Here is a 13426-nt window from a genome sequence, read left to right on the forward strand (position 1 = left end):
CCTGCCCGGGATTGGTCCGGGCATCCATGTCCTGAGGCCGATAATTTGTGGATGGGCGTGACGAGCACGGCCACGACGTGAAAGCGGGCTCTCACCGCCCGAAGATGCCCTTGAAGAACTGGGCCATCTTGTTGTGCTTCTTCTTGCGGTCCACGTCGGCCTGGCTCTTCACCCAGGCGATCTGCACCACGCGGCGCTCGCCGGAGAAGGGCAGATGCCCGTGCCATGAATTGTCGGAGCGCAGGAAGGCGAACATGGTTCCCATGGTGGGCGGCACTTCGAGCTTGTAGCGGTCGTAGTTCTTCTCGTCGTAGAGAACGCGAAGGCGGCCGCCCTCGTCCTGCTGCCATTCGTCGTTCATGTAGACCAGCATGGTCATGACCTTGGACGGCCCATCCGTGTGGATGGAGCCGTATTTCGGCTGCGACTTCCTCATGATGGTGGTCAGGCGCGGATATTGGTGGAGATCCAGGCCGAACTTCTTGGAGAGTTCCTCCGTCAGCTCCGGGCCCTCAAGCTCGTCGATGAGCTGCTTGAAGCGCCCGTGCAGCTTGACCTCGTCGACCGTCAGATAGCCCGGCTTGGTGATGTCGGGAAAATCGCGTCGGAGATCGTCGATGGCGTCCTGCTTCAGGAGGTTGGACGTGAGCAGATACTCGTATGGCTCCGACGAGCGTTCGGCATTGCGCACCGCGGTGAGATCAATCAGCTGCATGGGCATCCCCTAGGCTTGGCATCTCCAGCCGTCACGCTAGCTAGGCAGACGCACGAGGAAACTAACATAGATTAATGATACTTTGGATAGGGATTGCTCTCGGAAGGAAGGGGAGCCGCTTCCTCACACGATCTCGATCACAGCTTCCATGTTCAGAAGCTTGCCCAGGCCCCGCATGCGGCCCGTCAGGCGTTCGTTGGCGAGCGGCTCCAAGTGAGCCGGCAACTGCAGCACGACCTGGCTGCCCCGGGCGAGGAGCGGCACCTGAGGCAGCACACCTTCCATGGCGACCGAGACCGGATAGGCCACGCGCATGAGCGCCGCGAGAAGGCGGGCCCGCTCCAAGAGACGCGGGCCGGCGAGCGACTTGATGCGCGAGCTCACCTTGTCCGGCGAGAGGCCCTCATGCCGAAAAAAGATCGACAGCGCCAGATAAGCGCGACCCGGATGGTCGAGTCCGGCGAAGGCCCCGTAGGCGATGAGGTTGAGGCTCTGCTCGCCCCGGTAGTCGGGATGGGCACGCCAGCCGATATCGGCCAGAAGGCAGGCCGCCCGGCGCAGGCGGATGTCGTCATCCGTCTCCGGCAGGCCAAGGCTGCGGATGAAGGCTTCCGTCCACGCGCACAGCTCCTCGCCATGGCGGGGCGAGCGGGAGCGCAGGAGGTTGAGATCGCTGGCTGCGGCGATGAGCGGGTCGCGCTCGCGGGTCTGCGCGTCGAGCTTGTCGAAGAGCACGCCCTCGCGGACGCCGAAGGCGGAAATCGCCACCTCCTTCGGCTCGCCGAGACGGATGATCTCTTCCAGCACCATGGCGCCGTAGGCCAGCAGCGGGCGGCGGGCCTCGGAGATGCTTTCGATATCCTTGAGGGTCTTCGAGTCGGCCTCCTCCACAAGATGCAGGAAGTCGAGCCCATCCTCGGGATCGAGGATGTAGCCATGCATCACGTGCAGCGGATAATCGTGCGCCGCCTGATGCAGCTTGGCGAGCGCGCGCCATGTGCCGCCCACCGCATAGAAGGTACGGCCATGCAGGTTTTCGAGATATTCGGGAGCGCGTTCAAGAGCTTCGCGCACGATCCTCTGGGCCTTCTTCAACGAGCCGCCGCTGACGTCCAGCAGGGCCAAGCCGCCGAGCGGCATGGTGACGCCCTGCCCCACCTGCGAACCGCGCACGTCCACAAGTTCGAGGCTGCCGCCGCCCATGTCGCCGACGATGCCGTCCGGATCATGGAAGCCCGCGATGACGCCGAGCGCGGAGGCCCGCGCCTCTTCGGCGCCGGACAAAAGGCTGATCGGCTGGCCGCAGGCTTTTTCTGCCGCCTCCAGGAAGGCCGGGCCGTTGGAAGCATCACGCGCTGCCGCGGTGGCCAGCACGAAGATGTCCGACACGTTCATCGTGTCGCAAAGGACGCGGAAGCGGGCGAGCGCCCGAAGCGCCCGGTCGACGGCCTCCTCGTCGAGGCGGCCGGTGGTCGCCACATGACGGCCGAGACCGCAGAGAACCTTCTCGTTATAGATCGGCGTGACCGCGCGGGAGAGGCCCTCATAGGCCACGAGACGCACGGAGTTCGAGCCGATATCGATGATCGCGACCGGGCGTCCGAGCTTGAGCCGACCGGGAGCCTCATGGCTAAGCGCCGGCATGCTACCGCTGCCCGCGCTTGGCGAGCGCTTTGGGGCTGGAGGTCTTGAGGGATTTGCCACGGCCTGAGAGACTCGGGTTCGTCATGAAATACTTGTGCGCGTTGAAGGGCTCCTCGCCCTTGGCCGGCACCACCCGCTGACTCGTTCCGTCGGGCAACACCGTCCAGCTCTGCTCGTTGTCGAGCAGGTTGGCGAGCATGATCTGGTCGAGCACCTGCTGGTGAACGGTGGCGTTGACGATCGGCATCAGGGCTTCGACCCGGCGATCGAGGTTGCGCGACATGAGATCCGCGGACGAGATGTACACGTGGGCCTTGGGGTTGGGCATGCCCTGCCCGTTGCCGAAGGCATAGATGCGCGTGTGCTCCAGGAAGCGCCCGACGATGGACTTGACCCGGATGTTCTCCGACAGACCCTTGATGCCGGGCCTGAGGCAGCAGATGCCGCGGACGATGAGGTCGATCTGCACGCCGGCCGCCGACGCATCGTAGAGCGCATCGATGATGTCGGGATCGACCAGCGAGTTGCACTTGCCCCAGATGGCGCCGGGCCGTCCTGCCTTGGCGTGCGCCACCTCTTCGTCGATGTGCTGGAGAAGTCGCTTCTTGAGAGTGAGCGGCGACACCGCCATGCGCTCCAGCTCCGCCGGCTCGGCATAGCCCGTGACGAAGTTGAAGATGCGCGACACGTCGCGGCCGATCACCGGATCGGCGGTGAAGTAGGACAGGTCCGTGTAGATGCGCGCCGTGATCGGGTGGTAATTGCCCGTGCCCACATGGCAATAGGTGATGAGCTGGCTGCCCTCGCGGCGCACCACCATGGACAGCTTAGCGTGGGTCTTGAGCTCGATGAAGCCGAACACCACCTGAGCGCCCGCGCGCTCGAGGTCGCGCGCCCAGCGGATATTGGCCTCCTCGTCGAAGCGCGCCTTCAGCTCCACCAGCGCGGTGACGGACTTGCCTGCCTCGGCTGCCTCGGCGAGCGCCGCTACGATGGGCGAGTCGGACGAGGTGCGATAGAGCGTCTGCTTGATCGCCACCACGTTCGGATCGCGCGCCGCTTGGCGCAGGAATTGCACCACGGCGTCGAAGGACTCGTAAGGGTGGTGGACGATGATGTCCTTCTCGCGGATCGCCGCGAAACAATCGCCGCTATGCTCGCGGATGCGCTCGGGAAAGCGCGGGTTGTACGGCTTGAACTTGAGGTCGGGACGCTCCAACGCCACAAGCTGCGACAGGTCGCGCAGACCCATCATGCCCTCGACGACGAAGACCTCATCGTGGGTCACCTCGGATTCCTCGGCCACGAAGAGGCGCAGGTCCTCGGGCATGGCCGCCTCGACCTCGAGACGGATCACGCTGCCGCGGCGGCGCTGCTTGAGGGCCGTCTCGAACAGGCGCACCAGATCCTCGGCCTCTTCCTCGACCTCGAGATCGGAGTCGCGGATCACCCGGAAGGCGCCCTGCCCCTGCACGTCGTAGCCCGGGAAAAGCCTACTCGTGAACAGCACGATCATCTGCTCGAGGGCGATGAAGCGGGTGGCGCCGGTCTCGGCGAAATCCGGCAGGCGGATGAAGCGCTCGCCCCGCGACGGCAGGCGGATCAGGGCGTTCAGCACCTTGCCGTCGCTCTGGCGCACCAGCTTCAGGGCGATGGAGGAGCCGAGATTCGGGATGAACGGAAAAGGATGCGCCGGGTCGATGGCAAGCGGCGTGAGCACCGGAAAGACGTGGTTGAGGAAGTAATCCTCGAGCCACGAGGTCTCCGCCTTTGTCAGCCCTCCCCCCTCGACGAGGATGATGCCCTCCTCCAGCAGGATGTCGCGCAACTCGCGCCAGCGCCGCTGCTGGTCGGAGGCGAGATGGGAAACCTCGGTGGAGATCTTAGCGAGCTGCTCCTGCGGCGAGAGCCCATCCTGGGACATGGTCGCCACGCCGGAGCGGACCTGGCCTCGCAGGCCCGCAACGCGGACCATGAAGAACTCGTCCAGGTTCTCGGCCGAGATCGAGAGAAAGCGCAATTGCTCCAGGAGCGGGTGATGGCTGTTGGAGGCCTCCTCCAGCACGCGGCGATTGAACTGCAGCCAGGAGAGCTCGCGGTTGATGAAGCGCTGGGGGAACTTCCGCAGGGCCGCACCGTCGAACTCGATATCCGCCGGGGCCTTCGGCAAAGGAGCCTCGCTGACGGTCTCCACCTCTTTCAGGGCAATCGCGCCACGCACCTCGTTCTCCGCCGCTTCGTTCTTCGGCGTCCGTTTTGCTCTAGGCTTCGTGACGGTTTCACGACGGTTCGACAACAGGGCGTCAGTGTCTGGCTTCACTCGTTCTCATCCGTTTCCTGCGCGGCGCCAAGGATCTCGGCCGCGATCGCTCGTGAAACACGCCGGCCCCGGCTCAGGGCCTCCCGGTCGAGGAGTGCCACGATTTCGGAGGCCTTGGCGAGCGAGCGTTCGATCCGCAGAGCAATATAGTCGACAACGGAGGTATCGACCACGAGTTGCCTGTCCACGAACAGCTTTACCAGCACCGCCTTGAGGAGGGCATCGTCCGGGGCGTCCAGGGCAACGCTCGGCGCCAGCCGGAGGCGGGACAGGAGATCGGGGGTTTTCAGGGACCAGCGGTCGGGCCGCGTCTCGGAGGTGATCAGCAGCGAGGTCTTCTTCTCCCTGGCCAGATTCAGCAGATGGAACAGGGCCGCCTCGTCGCGCTCGCCCCGGTCCATGTCCTCGATGGCGAGCGCCCCGTTCGAGACGAGGTGCGGGACCTTGTCTTGGGTGATCGCCGCCGCATCCACCGTCCAGGCACGGGCGTTCATCGCCCAGATCGAGGCGAGATGGCTCTTGCCGCTGCCGCGGGGACCGACGAGGAGGAGGATCGTGTCCGGCCAGTCGGGCCAAGTCTCGATGAGACCGTAGGCCTGCTCGTTGGAGGGGCTGACGAGAAAGTCCTCGGCGCCGAAGCGGGGATCGAGGGGAAGGTCGAAGGTCAGCTGCTTGGGGGACTCACGCATCGAGATTGGCCTTGTGGTCGATTTCGATGCGAGGCTTGAGGATGACCGGATCCGTGCCGCGATAGAGCGGGCTCGCCAGATATTGGCGCAGGGCAAAGCGGGCGATGACCCCGATGGCCGCCGCGAGCGGCACCGCCAGGAGCAGGCCGACGAAGCCGAAGAGCGCGCCGAAGGCAACGAGGGCGAACATGAGCCAGACCGGATGAAGGCCGACGGATTCACCCACCAGCTTCGGCGAGAGGATGTTGCCTTCCACGAACTGGCCGAAGATGAAGATGCCCAATGTCGCGGCGATCATGGTCCAGTCCGGCCAGAACTGCACGATGGCAACGCCGACCGACAGGATGAGGCCGGTGAGCGAACCCACATAGGGAATGAAGCTCAGGAGGCCCGCCGTCATGCCGATCAGGACGCCGAAGTTGAGCCCGATGAGGGCAAGGCTCACCGCATAGAAGGTGCCGAGGATGAGGCACACCAGGGCCTGCCCGCGCACGAAACCGGCAATCGCCCGGTCGATGTCGCGGGCGATGTCGCGGATCGTATCCCGGTGACTCGTAGGCATCCATGAGTCCACGGTTCGCACCATGCGGTCCCAGTCCACGAGCATGTAGAAGGCCACCACCGGGGTCACCACCAACAGGGAAAAGATGCCGATCAGCGCCTGGCCGCCGGACCACAGCCCCTGGAGGAAGGTGGTCATCCAAGCGATGCCCTGGCTGATCAGGTTGCCGACGGAGGGGGGTGCTGCCGGCAGCACCTCCTCGATACCGAGCTTCCGGATGAGCGGGCCCAACTGCTCGGCCCCGAGTTCCTGGAGTCTGGACACATAGCCGGGCAGCCTCTCCACGAAGGCTCCCACCTGCTGGGCCGCGAAGGGCACCAAGATCATCAGGGCGATGATGAAGACCAGCACGAACAGGACGAGGATGAGAAGGCTGGCGCCCAGGCGCCCGACGCCCAGCTTCTGCAAGCGGTCGGCCAGGGGATCGAGCAGGTAGGCCAGCGCGAAGCCGGCCACGAAGGGCAGCAGGATGCCGCGCAGCACGAACAGCAGCAGAACCCCGACGACCAGCGCCGCAATCCAGAACCCGATCTGCCGTTGAACCGTCATCGGCACCTCATACCTCACCTTTTTGGCCTTCAGGTGGTCATGTGCCTGAGCCAGCCCCCGAGATAGGCACCGGCCGAGGCTATGGTCAAGGCAGCCACCAGCAGCATGGCAGGATCCTCGAGCCCTGCGAGGTCTGCACCGAAGGCATTGGCGGCAAGCGCGAAGGCCGCAAAGGCGATCTGCGCGCCCGTGTTGAGCTTGCTGACAAGGAGCGGCTTAATCTCGACCGGCCGGCTCATGACCCAGGACAGGAGCACCGCCGCCACGATCATCACGTCCCGGAACACCACGACGATGGCCAACCAGCTCGGGATGGCGCCGACGATGGCCAGCGTCACGTAGATGGAGACTAGGAGCGCCTTGTCGGCGATGGGGTCGATATAGGCCCCGAACTCGCTCCTCATGTCGAACCGGCGGGCGATGTACCCGTCGACAGCATCCGAGACCCCCGCCACCACGAACAGGACAAAGGCCGCAACCCACCGCTGCTGCATGATCATGAGGATCACGATGGGCACGATAATGAGACGCCCAATGGTGATGATGTTCGGAATGGTCATCGGAGCCGATGATGGACGCTCAGGGGGCGGAGTTCAATTGGGTGTCTAAGGGGGTGGGGATAACAAGGCTTCTCATTCTCCGACGTCATGGCCGGGCCTGTCCCGGCCATCCCGATGCTGAAAAGCGCCTCGCTCCACCGCATCGGGATCACCGGCACAAGGCCGGCGATGACGTGGAGGGTGTCATTCCCGGGAGGACGCGTTAGCGAAGGGGAAGGGAATCCACTCACAGGCTCAGCGCCATGGATCCCCTTCCCGGCCTACGGCCGCCGGGGACGACACCGCTCCAATCCCCTGCAATTGCTCAAATCCCCTTGCCTCCCGGTCCCTCCCGTCTTACTGCCCACCCCAACACGGGGTGAGCCATGACGACCGAGAAGCAGACGAACGGCCTGACCTATGCCCAAGCGGGCGTCGATATCGATGCGGGCAACGCCATGGTCGACCAGATCAAGCCCCTGGTGCGCTCGACGCGCCGGCCGGGCGCAGATGCGGAGATCGGCGGCTTCGGCGGGCTCTTCGACCTCAAGGCCGCGGGCTTCAAGGACCCGATCCTGGTGGCGGCCAATGACGGGGTCGGCACCAAGGTGAAGATCGCCATCGACACGGGTATTCACGACACCATCGGCATCGACCTCGTGGCCATGTGCGTGAACGACATCATCGTGCAGGGCGCCGAGCCCCTGTTCTTCCTCGACTATTTCGCCACGGGAAAACTCTCGCCGGAGGTCGGCGTCCATATCGTCAAGGGCATCGCCGAGGGCTGCCTCCAGGCGGACTGCGCGCTCATCGGCGGCGAGACCGCCGAGATGCCGGGGCTTTACGCCAAGGGCGACTACGACCTCGCGGGTTTCGCGGTGGGCGCCGCCGAGCGCGGCACGCTGCTCCCCAAGGACGTGAAGGCGGGTGACGTGCTCATCGGCCTTCCCTCCTCCGGCGTCCATTCCAACGGCTTCTCCCTGGTGCGCCGGATCGTCGAGCATTCCGGCCTCGCCTGGGATGCGCCCGCCCCCTTTGCTGCGGCCAAGACCCTCGCCCAGGCCCTGCTGGAGCCGACCCGGATCTACGTGAAGGCGCTGCTGGAAGTGCTCAAAGGCGGCGACGGGATCAACGCGCTCTGCCACATCACGGGCGGCGGTTTTCCGGACAACATCCCGCGCGTGCTGCCCGATGGCGTCGGCGTGCACCTCGACCTCGATGCCATCGCGGTTCCGCCTGTTTTCGGCTGGCTGGCCAAGGCCGGCGGCGTGGCTGAGCCTGAGATGCTGCGCACGTTCAACTGCGGCATCGGTATGATCGTGGTCGCCTCCGCCGATCGGGCGGAGGCCGTCATGGAGCGACTGCGCCAGGCGGGTGAGAAGCCGGTGCGCATCGGCGAGACGATCACCCATACGGGCGGCGAACGCGTGCAGAATTCGGGCTCCCTGAAGCTCTGATGACCCGCCGCGTCGCCATCCTGATCTCGGGCCGCGGCTCGAACATGGCCTCGCTGATCGAGGCCGCCCAGGCTGCCGATTTCCCGGCCGAAATCGCCCTCGTGCTCTCGAACCGCCCCGACGCGGAAGGGTTGGAGCGGGCGAAGGCGGTCGGGATCGCGACCCTTGCCATCGACCACAAGGCCTTTCCCGATCGTGAGAGCTTCGACCGGGCGCTCGATGCCGCGCTGGGCGGGCACGACATCGCCTTCATCTGCCTCGCGGGCTTCATGCGCGTGCTCAGCGACTGGTTCGTGCAGCGCTGGGCTGGGCGACTGGTCAACATCCACCCGTCCCTCCTGCCTCTCTATCGCGGCACGCGGACCCATCGACGGGCGCTGGCGGACGGCGTGCTGGTCCATGGCTGCACCGTCCATTTCGTGGTGCCGGAGCTCGATGCCGGCCCGATCATCGCCCAGGCCGTCGTGCCGGTGGTGCCGGCGGATACCGAGGAGAGCCTTGCCACGCGCGTCATCGTGCAGGAGCATCGGCTTTATCCGCAGGCCTTGCGGATGATCTGCGATGGAACGGCACGGCTCGAGAACGGACGGGTGGTGTTTTCGCGTGGGTGGGACGCGAGCGGGACGCTATATTCACCGGCAGATGCAGAGCGAAACGAACTGCAATGACCGATTGACACATCCTCGGAACGGGCGTGGAATCCTACATGCTGGGGTGGCCTCTATGACGGGAGGAAGCCATGGAATCGCTTAACCGTCGCCAGACCTTGCTCAACATTGCCGCAGCGTCTGTTGTTCTTCCAAATATACCCGCCGCCGCTCAAACGCCCGGCACACCGGAAGGCCGGGAAGTCGCTCCGGGTGTTCGTCGCGTCGAGTACTCGAAGCGCGAGACGATGATCCCGAACTACAAAACGGTCTCGATGCGCGACAACATCTATCAGCCGGGGGCGAGCACCAGCGGTGCAAGCATGGGCAATGACATGGTCTGCCACATGCTTGAGGGCGAGTTGACCGTGGACACTGGGTCCGGCGACACGCTCTACAAAAAGGGTGACGTGTGGTCGTGTGCCAAAGGCATGCCGGAGCGCAGCAAGAATACAGGCACCACGGTTGCCATCATGCGCGTGATCGACCTGCTGCCCGGATAGGCTTGGGCGCACTTTCGCTGACAGGCTGAAACGAAGAAGGCCGGGCTTGCCCGGCCTTTTTGCATCGTTCTCAGATTGAGATCAGATCTGCGGACGCGGCAGCTTGCAGGCGTCGAGGGCCGTGAGGGCCTTTGCGCGGGCGGTGTCGTTGAACACGCCGGTGTCGCGATAGGCCTGGACTTCGTCGATACTCAGGGAGCGCATGGTGCGGCCGGCATAACAGTCGCAGGAGCGGCTGAGCGAAGCCTCGCTGACACCACTCTGGAGCTTCGCCTGCGTGACGGCGCAGGCCTGGCTCACGCGGGCGCGCAGCTGACTGACACTCTCGGTCTTCAGGGCCGGATCGGGTTGGTATTGGGTGGGCATGTTGGAGGCGGCCGCATAGGCGGCAGTCGCGCTCAAGGAAACGGCCGCTGCAACGAGCAGCGCACGGGCGGTCGAGATCATGGATGGCTCCCCAGAGATGAAATCACGTTCGGCGTTTAAGAATAGGCTTGGCCGTCCAGGATCAAGGGGAAGCGGCAAACAGGCTTAAGACTTAACCAACGAGCGCCTCGGCCCGATGGTGCTTCCGCGCCACTAGGGGCTCTAGGGATAGGTCGAGATCCGCCTTTTCAAGCGCCACCCGGTTGTCGTGGAAGGCGGCGCCGCCGTAGGGCGCCACCTGATCGCCGCCGGTGAGCGTGTTGATGCCGCGACCGTACGGATGGGCGGCGTTGGGCCAGATGCCCTCGGCGATGAGCACCCCGCGCCGCACACCCTCGAACAGCTTGGCGCGCAGGAAGACCTCGCCGCGATGGTTCTTCAGCTTCACCCAATCACCCTCGGCGATCCCTTGTTTGTCGGCATCGACCGGGTGGATCATCACCTCGGGCCGGCGCTCCTTGTCGAGGGAGGTCGGGGTCTCGGTGAAGCTGGAATTGAGAAAGTTGCGGGCCGGGCTCGTGGCAAGCCGGAACGGGTGCTCCTCGGTCGCCGCTTCGATCACGCCCCAATGGTCGGGCAAGGCCGGCATGCTGGCCCAGGGACCCATCGCGCCGTTGTTGTAGGAGGGAATCTTGGCCCAGTCGGGCTTGAAGCGGAACCTGCCGTCCGGATAACCGAAGCCCTTGAGGAAATGCGCTTCCTCGAACGGCGGTTGCGCGTCGAAATGAACGTGAGCTTCCAGGTTCTCGAGGGTCCCCCAGCCGGAATTCTGCAGCGTCCAATCGATGATCTCGCGCGGCTCCATGGCAAAGCCGCGATGCTCGGCGCCGAGGCGCTCGGCCAGCCCGCGGAACACCTCGTGGTTCGAACGGCACTCGCCCGGCGGGTCAATGAGCTTCGGGCCGACCTGGAAGTGCTGGTGGCCGCCGCCGGAATAGAGGTCGTCGTGCTCCATGAACATGGTCGCGGGCAGCACGATGTCGGCCATCAGCGCCGTCTCGGTCATGAACTGCTCGTGGACGCACACAAAAAGGTCGCCGCGGGCAAAACCCTGCTTCACCAGCTCCTGTTCGGGCGCCACCGAGACCGGGTTGGTGTTCTGGATCAGCATCGCCTTCACCGGCGGCCCGTTGTAGAGCGCCTGGGGGTCGCCGGTGAGCACGCGGCCGATCTGCGACTGGTCGAGAACCCGAATGCTTTTGTCGATGGCGTCATGGCCTTCGATCAGCGCCTTGTTCCAGTGAAAGATGCCGCTGTTCGAATGCAGCGCCCCGCCGCCCTCATATTGCCACGCGCCGGTGACGGCCGGGATCGACAGGGCGGCATGCATGTTGACCACGCCGTTGCGCTGGCGCGCAAAGCCAAAGCCGAGGCGGAAATAGGTGCGCTTCGTTGTGCCCACGAGCCTGGCGAAAGCCTCGATCTCGTCCACCGACAATCCGGTGATGGCCGAGGCCCAGGCCGGATCGCGGGTGCCCAGATGCTCTTCCAGCTCACGCGGGTGATCGGTGTAGCGCTCCAGGTAGTCCCAGTCCGCATAGCCGTCGCGGAACAGCACATGCATGACTGCACAGGCAAGCGCTCCGTCGGTGCCGGGGCGCAGGACCAGCGCCATGTCGGCCTGCTTCAGGGTGGCGTTGTTGTAGATGTCGATGGCGACGATCTTGGCCCCGCGCTCCTTGCGAGCCTTCATCGCGTGGGTCATCACGTTGACCTGGGTGTGGACCGCGTTGGTGCCCCAGATCACGATGCAGTCGGAGACCGCCATCTCGCGCGGGTCGGCACCGCGAAGATGGCCGGTGCCGGCCACGTAGCCGGTCCAGCTCATGGCCGTGCAGATGGTGGAATACTGGCCGGAATACTTCTTCACGTGGCGCAGGCGGTTGATGCCGTCACGCATCACATAGCCCATGGTGCCGGCATAGTAATAGGGCCAGACGGATTCCGACCCGAACTCCCGCTCCGCCTCCAGGAATTTTCGGGCCACGATATCCAGCGCCTCGTCCCAGGAGATGCGCTCGAACTGGCCCAACCCCTTCGGACCGGTGCGCCGCATGGGATAGAGCAGCCGGTCCGGGTTGTGGATGCGCTCCGCATAGCGGGCGACCTTGGCGCAGATCACCCCGGCCGTGTAGGTGTTGGACTTCGCCCCGTGCACGCGCCCGATGGTGCGCCCGTCGATCACCTCCACCTCAAGGGAGCAGACGGAGGGGCAGTCATGCGGGCAGACCGAGGCGCGGCGTTCGATGCGGGGAGCTTGGTTCATGGCAGGCGCATGATGAGCGAAAGGCCGGAAAATGAAAAGGCCGCCCGGAGGCGGCCTGACCATAAAGGCTATGCCTTGGAGGCTTAGCCGACGATCTCGTTGCCCGAGAAGAACTGGGCGATCTCGATCTTGGCGTTGTCTTGGCTGTCGGAGCCGTGGACCGAGTTCTCGCCGATGGACTTGGCGTAGAGCTTGCGGATGGTGCCCTCGGCGGCGCTCTCCGGGTTGGTGGCGCCCATGATCTCGCGGTAGCGGAGCACGGCGTTTTCGCCTTCCAGAACCTGCACGACGACCGGAGCCGAGATCATGAAGTCCACGAGCTCACCGAAGAAGGGGCGCTCCTTGTGGACCGCGTAGAAGGTCTCGGCCTCGCGGCGGCTCATGAGGATGCGCTTCTGGGCGACGATCCGCAGGCCGGCCTTTTCGATGACGGCATTGACGGCGCCCGTGAGGTTACGCTCGGTCGCGTCGGGTTTGATGATGGAGAAAGTACGCTCGATGGCCATGACAGCTCGCTTCTATTTATGAGGGAAATTGTGAAGTGGGGCGCTTATAGCGGCGAGCCCCCCTGGCCTCAAGCGCCTTTTGCCCTGCCCGCTTGGAAAGCTTAACCGGAGAGCTGGGTCCACTTTTCCGCACGATGCCCTAGTCTTGTCCCAGAGCGGTCCGATGAAGACCGACGTAAAGGGAGTCAACAATGAAAAAAGCTTTCCTTGCCGCCTTCGGCCTTGTCATGCTGGCCCTTCCGGCCCAGGCCCAGTCGGCCGACCCGAGCGGCACCTGGGTGACCCAGAGCGGCGATACCCGGGTCAGGATCGCCCGATGCGGGGCCGAGTATTGCGGCACCATCGCCGCCTCGACCTATCAGAAGGATACCAACAACGCCGACCCGAAGCTGCGGGACCGCGCCATCGTGGGCGTCCAGATGATCTGGGACCTCAAGCCGGACGGGGATGGCTACAAGGGCCAGCTCTACAACCCGCAGGATGGCAAGACCTATACAGGCAAGCTCAAGGTCACGAGCCCCAAAGCCCTGCAGCTCTCCGGCTGTGTCTTCGGTGGCCTGATCTGCAAGTCGCAGACCTGGACGAAGGTGAACTAGGGCCCGA

13 protein-coding genes are annotated in these 13426 nt (G+C 64.8%); 4 read left to right on the top strand and 9 right to left on the bottom strand.

Annotated features, from left to right (window positions below; genetic code table 11):
- Window positions 1-91 precede the first annotated feature (91 nt).
- The 6 genes from I2H36_RS11545 to I2H36_RS11570 all read right to left on the bottom strand — a co-directional run bounded on the left by I2H36_RS11545 (window position 92) and on the right by I2H36_RS11570 (window position 7039).
- Window positions 92-715 (bottom strand): 2OG-Fe(II) oxygenase, encoded by a 624-nt coding sequence (locus I2H36_RS11545; RefSeq protein WP_196264051.1) that lies wholly within the window; start codon window positions 713-715, stop codon window positions 92-94.
- Between the two features lie 123 nt (window positions 716-838).
- Window positions 839-2359: an exopolyphosphatase gene (ppx, locus tag I2H36_RS11550; protein ID WP_196264052.1), complete on the bottom strand. Its 1521-nt coding sequence runs from the start codon at window positions 2357-2359 to the stop codon at window positions 839-841.
- Between the two features lies 1 nt (window position 2360).
- The gene (locus tag I2H36_RS11555; RefSeq protein WP_246718784.1) at window positions 2361-4529 is read right to left on the bottom strand and encodes an RNA degradosome polyphosphate kinase; all 2169 of its coding nucleotides are present in this window, start codon (window positions 4527-4529) and stop codon (window positions 2361-2363) included.
- 146 nt (window positions 4530-4675) lie between these two features.
- Window positions 4676-5368 carry a P-loop NTPase family protein gene (locus I2H36_RS11560; protein WP_196264054.1) on the bottom strand — a complete coding sequence of 231 codons (693 nt, stop codon included), beginning with the start codon at window positions 5366-5368 and terminating at the stop codon, window positions 4676-4678.
- Window positions 5361-6479, bottom strand: coding sequence for an AI-2E family transporter (locus I2H36_RS11565; protein ID WP_196264055.1), 1119 nt, complete (start codon window positions 6477-6479; stop codon window positions 5361-5363). Before I2H36_RS11565 ends, I2H36_RS11560 begins: the two co-directional genes overlap by 8 nt.
- A 29-nt stretch (window positions 6480-6508) precedes the next feature.
- A complete protein-coding gene (locus I2H36_RS11570) occupies window positions 6509-7039 on the bottom strand; it encodes a CDP-alcohol phosphatidyltransferase family protein (RefSeq protein ID WP_196264056.1) in 531 nt (176 codons plus the stop codon).
- A 365-nt stretch (window positions 7040-7404) separates the two neighbouring features.
- Here I2H36_RS11570 and purM point away from each other — a divergent pair, with 365 nt between their 5' ends.
- From purM to I2H36_RS11585, 3 genes are all read left to right on the top strand, one after another.
- Complete coding sequence (purM, locus tag I2H36_RS11575) at window positions 7405-8475, top strand: phosphoribosylformylglycinamidine cyclo-ligase (RefSeq protein WP_196264057.1); 1071 nt, start codon at window positions 7405-7407, stop codon at window positions 8473-8475.
- Window positions 8475-9143 (top strand): phosphoribosylglycinamide formyltransferase, encoded by a 669-nt coding sequence (gene purN / locus I2H36_RS11580; protein ID WP_196264058.1) that lies wholly within the window; start codon window positions 8475-8477, stop codon window positions 9141-9143. Before purM ends, purN begins: the two co-directional genes overlap by 1 nt.
- 71 nt (window positions 9144-9214) lie before the next feature.
- Window positions 9215-9625, top strand: a complete 411-nt coding sequence (locus tag I2H36_RS11585; protein WP_196264059.1) for a cupin domain-containing protein — start codon at window positions 9215-9217, stop codon at window positions 9623-9625.
- 81 nt (window positions 9626-9706) lie between these two features.
- On the opposite strand, the gene I2H36_RS11590 is transcribed toward I2H36_RS11585, so the two are convergent.
- From I2H36_RS11590 to ndk, 3 genes are all read right to left on the bottom strand, one after another.
- Window positions 9707-10072: a hypothetical protein gene (locus I2H36_RS11590; protein ID WP_196264060.1), complete on the bottom strand. Its 366-nt coding sequence runs from the start codon at window positions 10070-10072 to the stop codon at window positions 9707-9709.
- A gap of 91 nt (window positions 10073-10163) precedes the next feature.
- The gene (locus I2H36_RS11595; RefSeq protein WP_196264061.1) at window positions 10164-12317 is read right to left on the bottom strand and encodes a molybdopterin-containing oxidoreductase family protein; all 2154 of its coding nucleotides are present in this window, start codon (window positions 12315-12317) and stop codon (window positions 10164-10166) included.
- Between the two features lie 83 nt (window positions 12318-12400).
- Window positions 12401-12823, bottom strand: a complete 423-nt coding sequence (gene ndk, locus I2H36_RS11600; RefSeq protein ID WP_196264062.1) for a nucleoside-diphosphate kinase — start codon at window positions 12821-12823, stop codon at window positions 12401-12403.
- 191 nt (window positions 12824-13014) lie between these two features.
- Here ndk and I2H36_RS11605 point away from each other — a divergent pair, with 191 nt between their 5' ends.
- Complete coding sequence (locus tag I2H36_RS11605; protein ID WP_196264063.1) at window positions 13015-13419, top strand: DUF2147 domain-containing protein; 405 nt, start codon at window positions 13015-13017, stop codon at window positions 13417-13419.
- Window positions 13420-13426: the final 7 nt, after the last annotated feature.

The organism is Microvirga terrestris (assembly GCF_015694425.1).
Lineage (GTDB): Bacteria > Pseudomonadota > Alphaproteobacteria > Rhizobiales > Beijerinckiaceae > Microvirga > Microvirga terrestris.

Bases quoted from the DNA above. Each gene is read 5' to 3' on its own strand.
- I2H36_RS11570 (WP_196264056.1), bottom strand. From the start codon at position 7,039: ATGACCATTCCGAACATCATCACCATTGGGCGTCTCATTATCGTGCCC.
- ndk (WP_196264062.1), bottom strand. From the start codon at position 12,823: ATGGCCATCGAGCGTACTTTCTCCATCATCAAACCCGACGCGACCGAG.
- I2H36_RS11585 (WP_196264059.1), top strand. From the start codon at position 9,215: ATGGAATCGCTTAACCGTCGCCAGACCTTGCTCAACATTGCCGCAGCG.
- I2H36_RS11560 (WP_196264054.1), bottom strand. From the start codon at position 5,368: ATGCGTGAGTCCCCCAAGCAGCTGACCTTCGACCTTCCCCTCGATCCC.
- I2H36_RS11590 (WP_196264060.1), bottom strand. From the start codon at position 10,072: ATGATCTCGACCGCCCGTGCGCTGCTCGTTGCAGCGGCCGTTTCCTTG.
- I2H36_RS11605 (WP_196264063.1), top strand. From the start codon at position 13,015: ATGAAAAAAGCTTTCCTTGCCGCCTTCGGCCTTGTCATGCTGGCCCTT.
- I2H36_RS11595 (WP_196264061.1), bottom strand. From the start codon at position 12,317: ATGAACCAAGCTCCCCGCATCGAACGCCGCGCCTCGGTCTGCCCGCAT.
- ppx (WP_196264052.1), bottom strand. From the start codon at position 2,359: ATGCCGGCGCTTAGCCATGAGGCTCCCGGTCGGCTCAAGCTCGGACGC.
- purM (WP_196264057.1), top strand. From the start codon at position 7,405: ATGACGACCGAGAAGCAGACGAACGGCCTGACCTATGCCCAAGCGGGC.
- purN (WP_196264058.1), top strand. From the start codon at position 8,475: ATGACCCGCCGCGTCGCCATCCTGATCTCGGGCCGCGGCTCGAACATG.
- I2H36_RS11545 (WP_196264051.1), bottom strand. From the start codon at position 715: ATGCAGCTGATTGATCTCACCGCGGTGCGCAATGCCGAACGCTCGTCG.
- I2H36_RS11565 (WP_196264055.1), bottom strand. From the start codon at position 6,479: ATGACGGTTCAACGGCAGATCGGGTTCTGGATTGCGGCGCTGGTCGTC.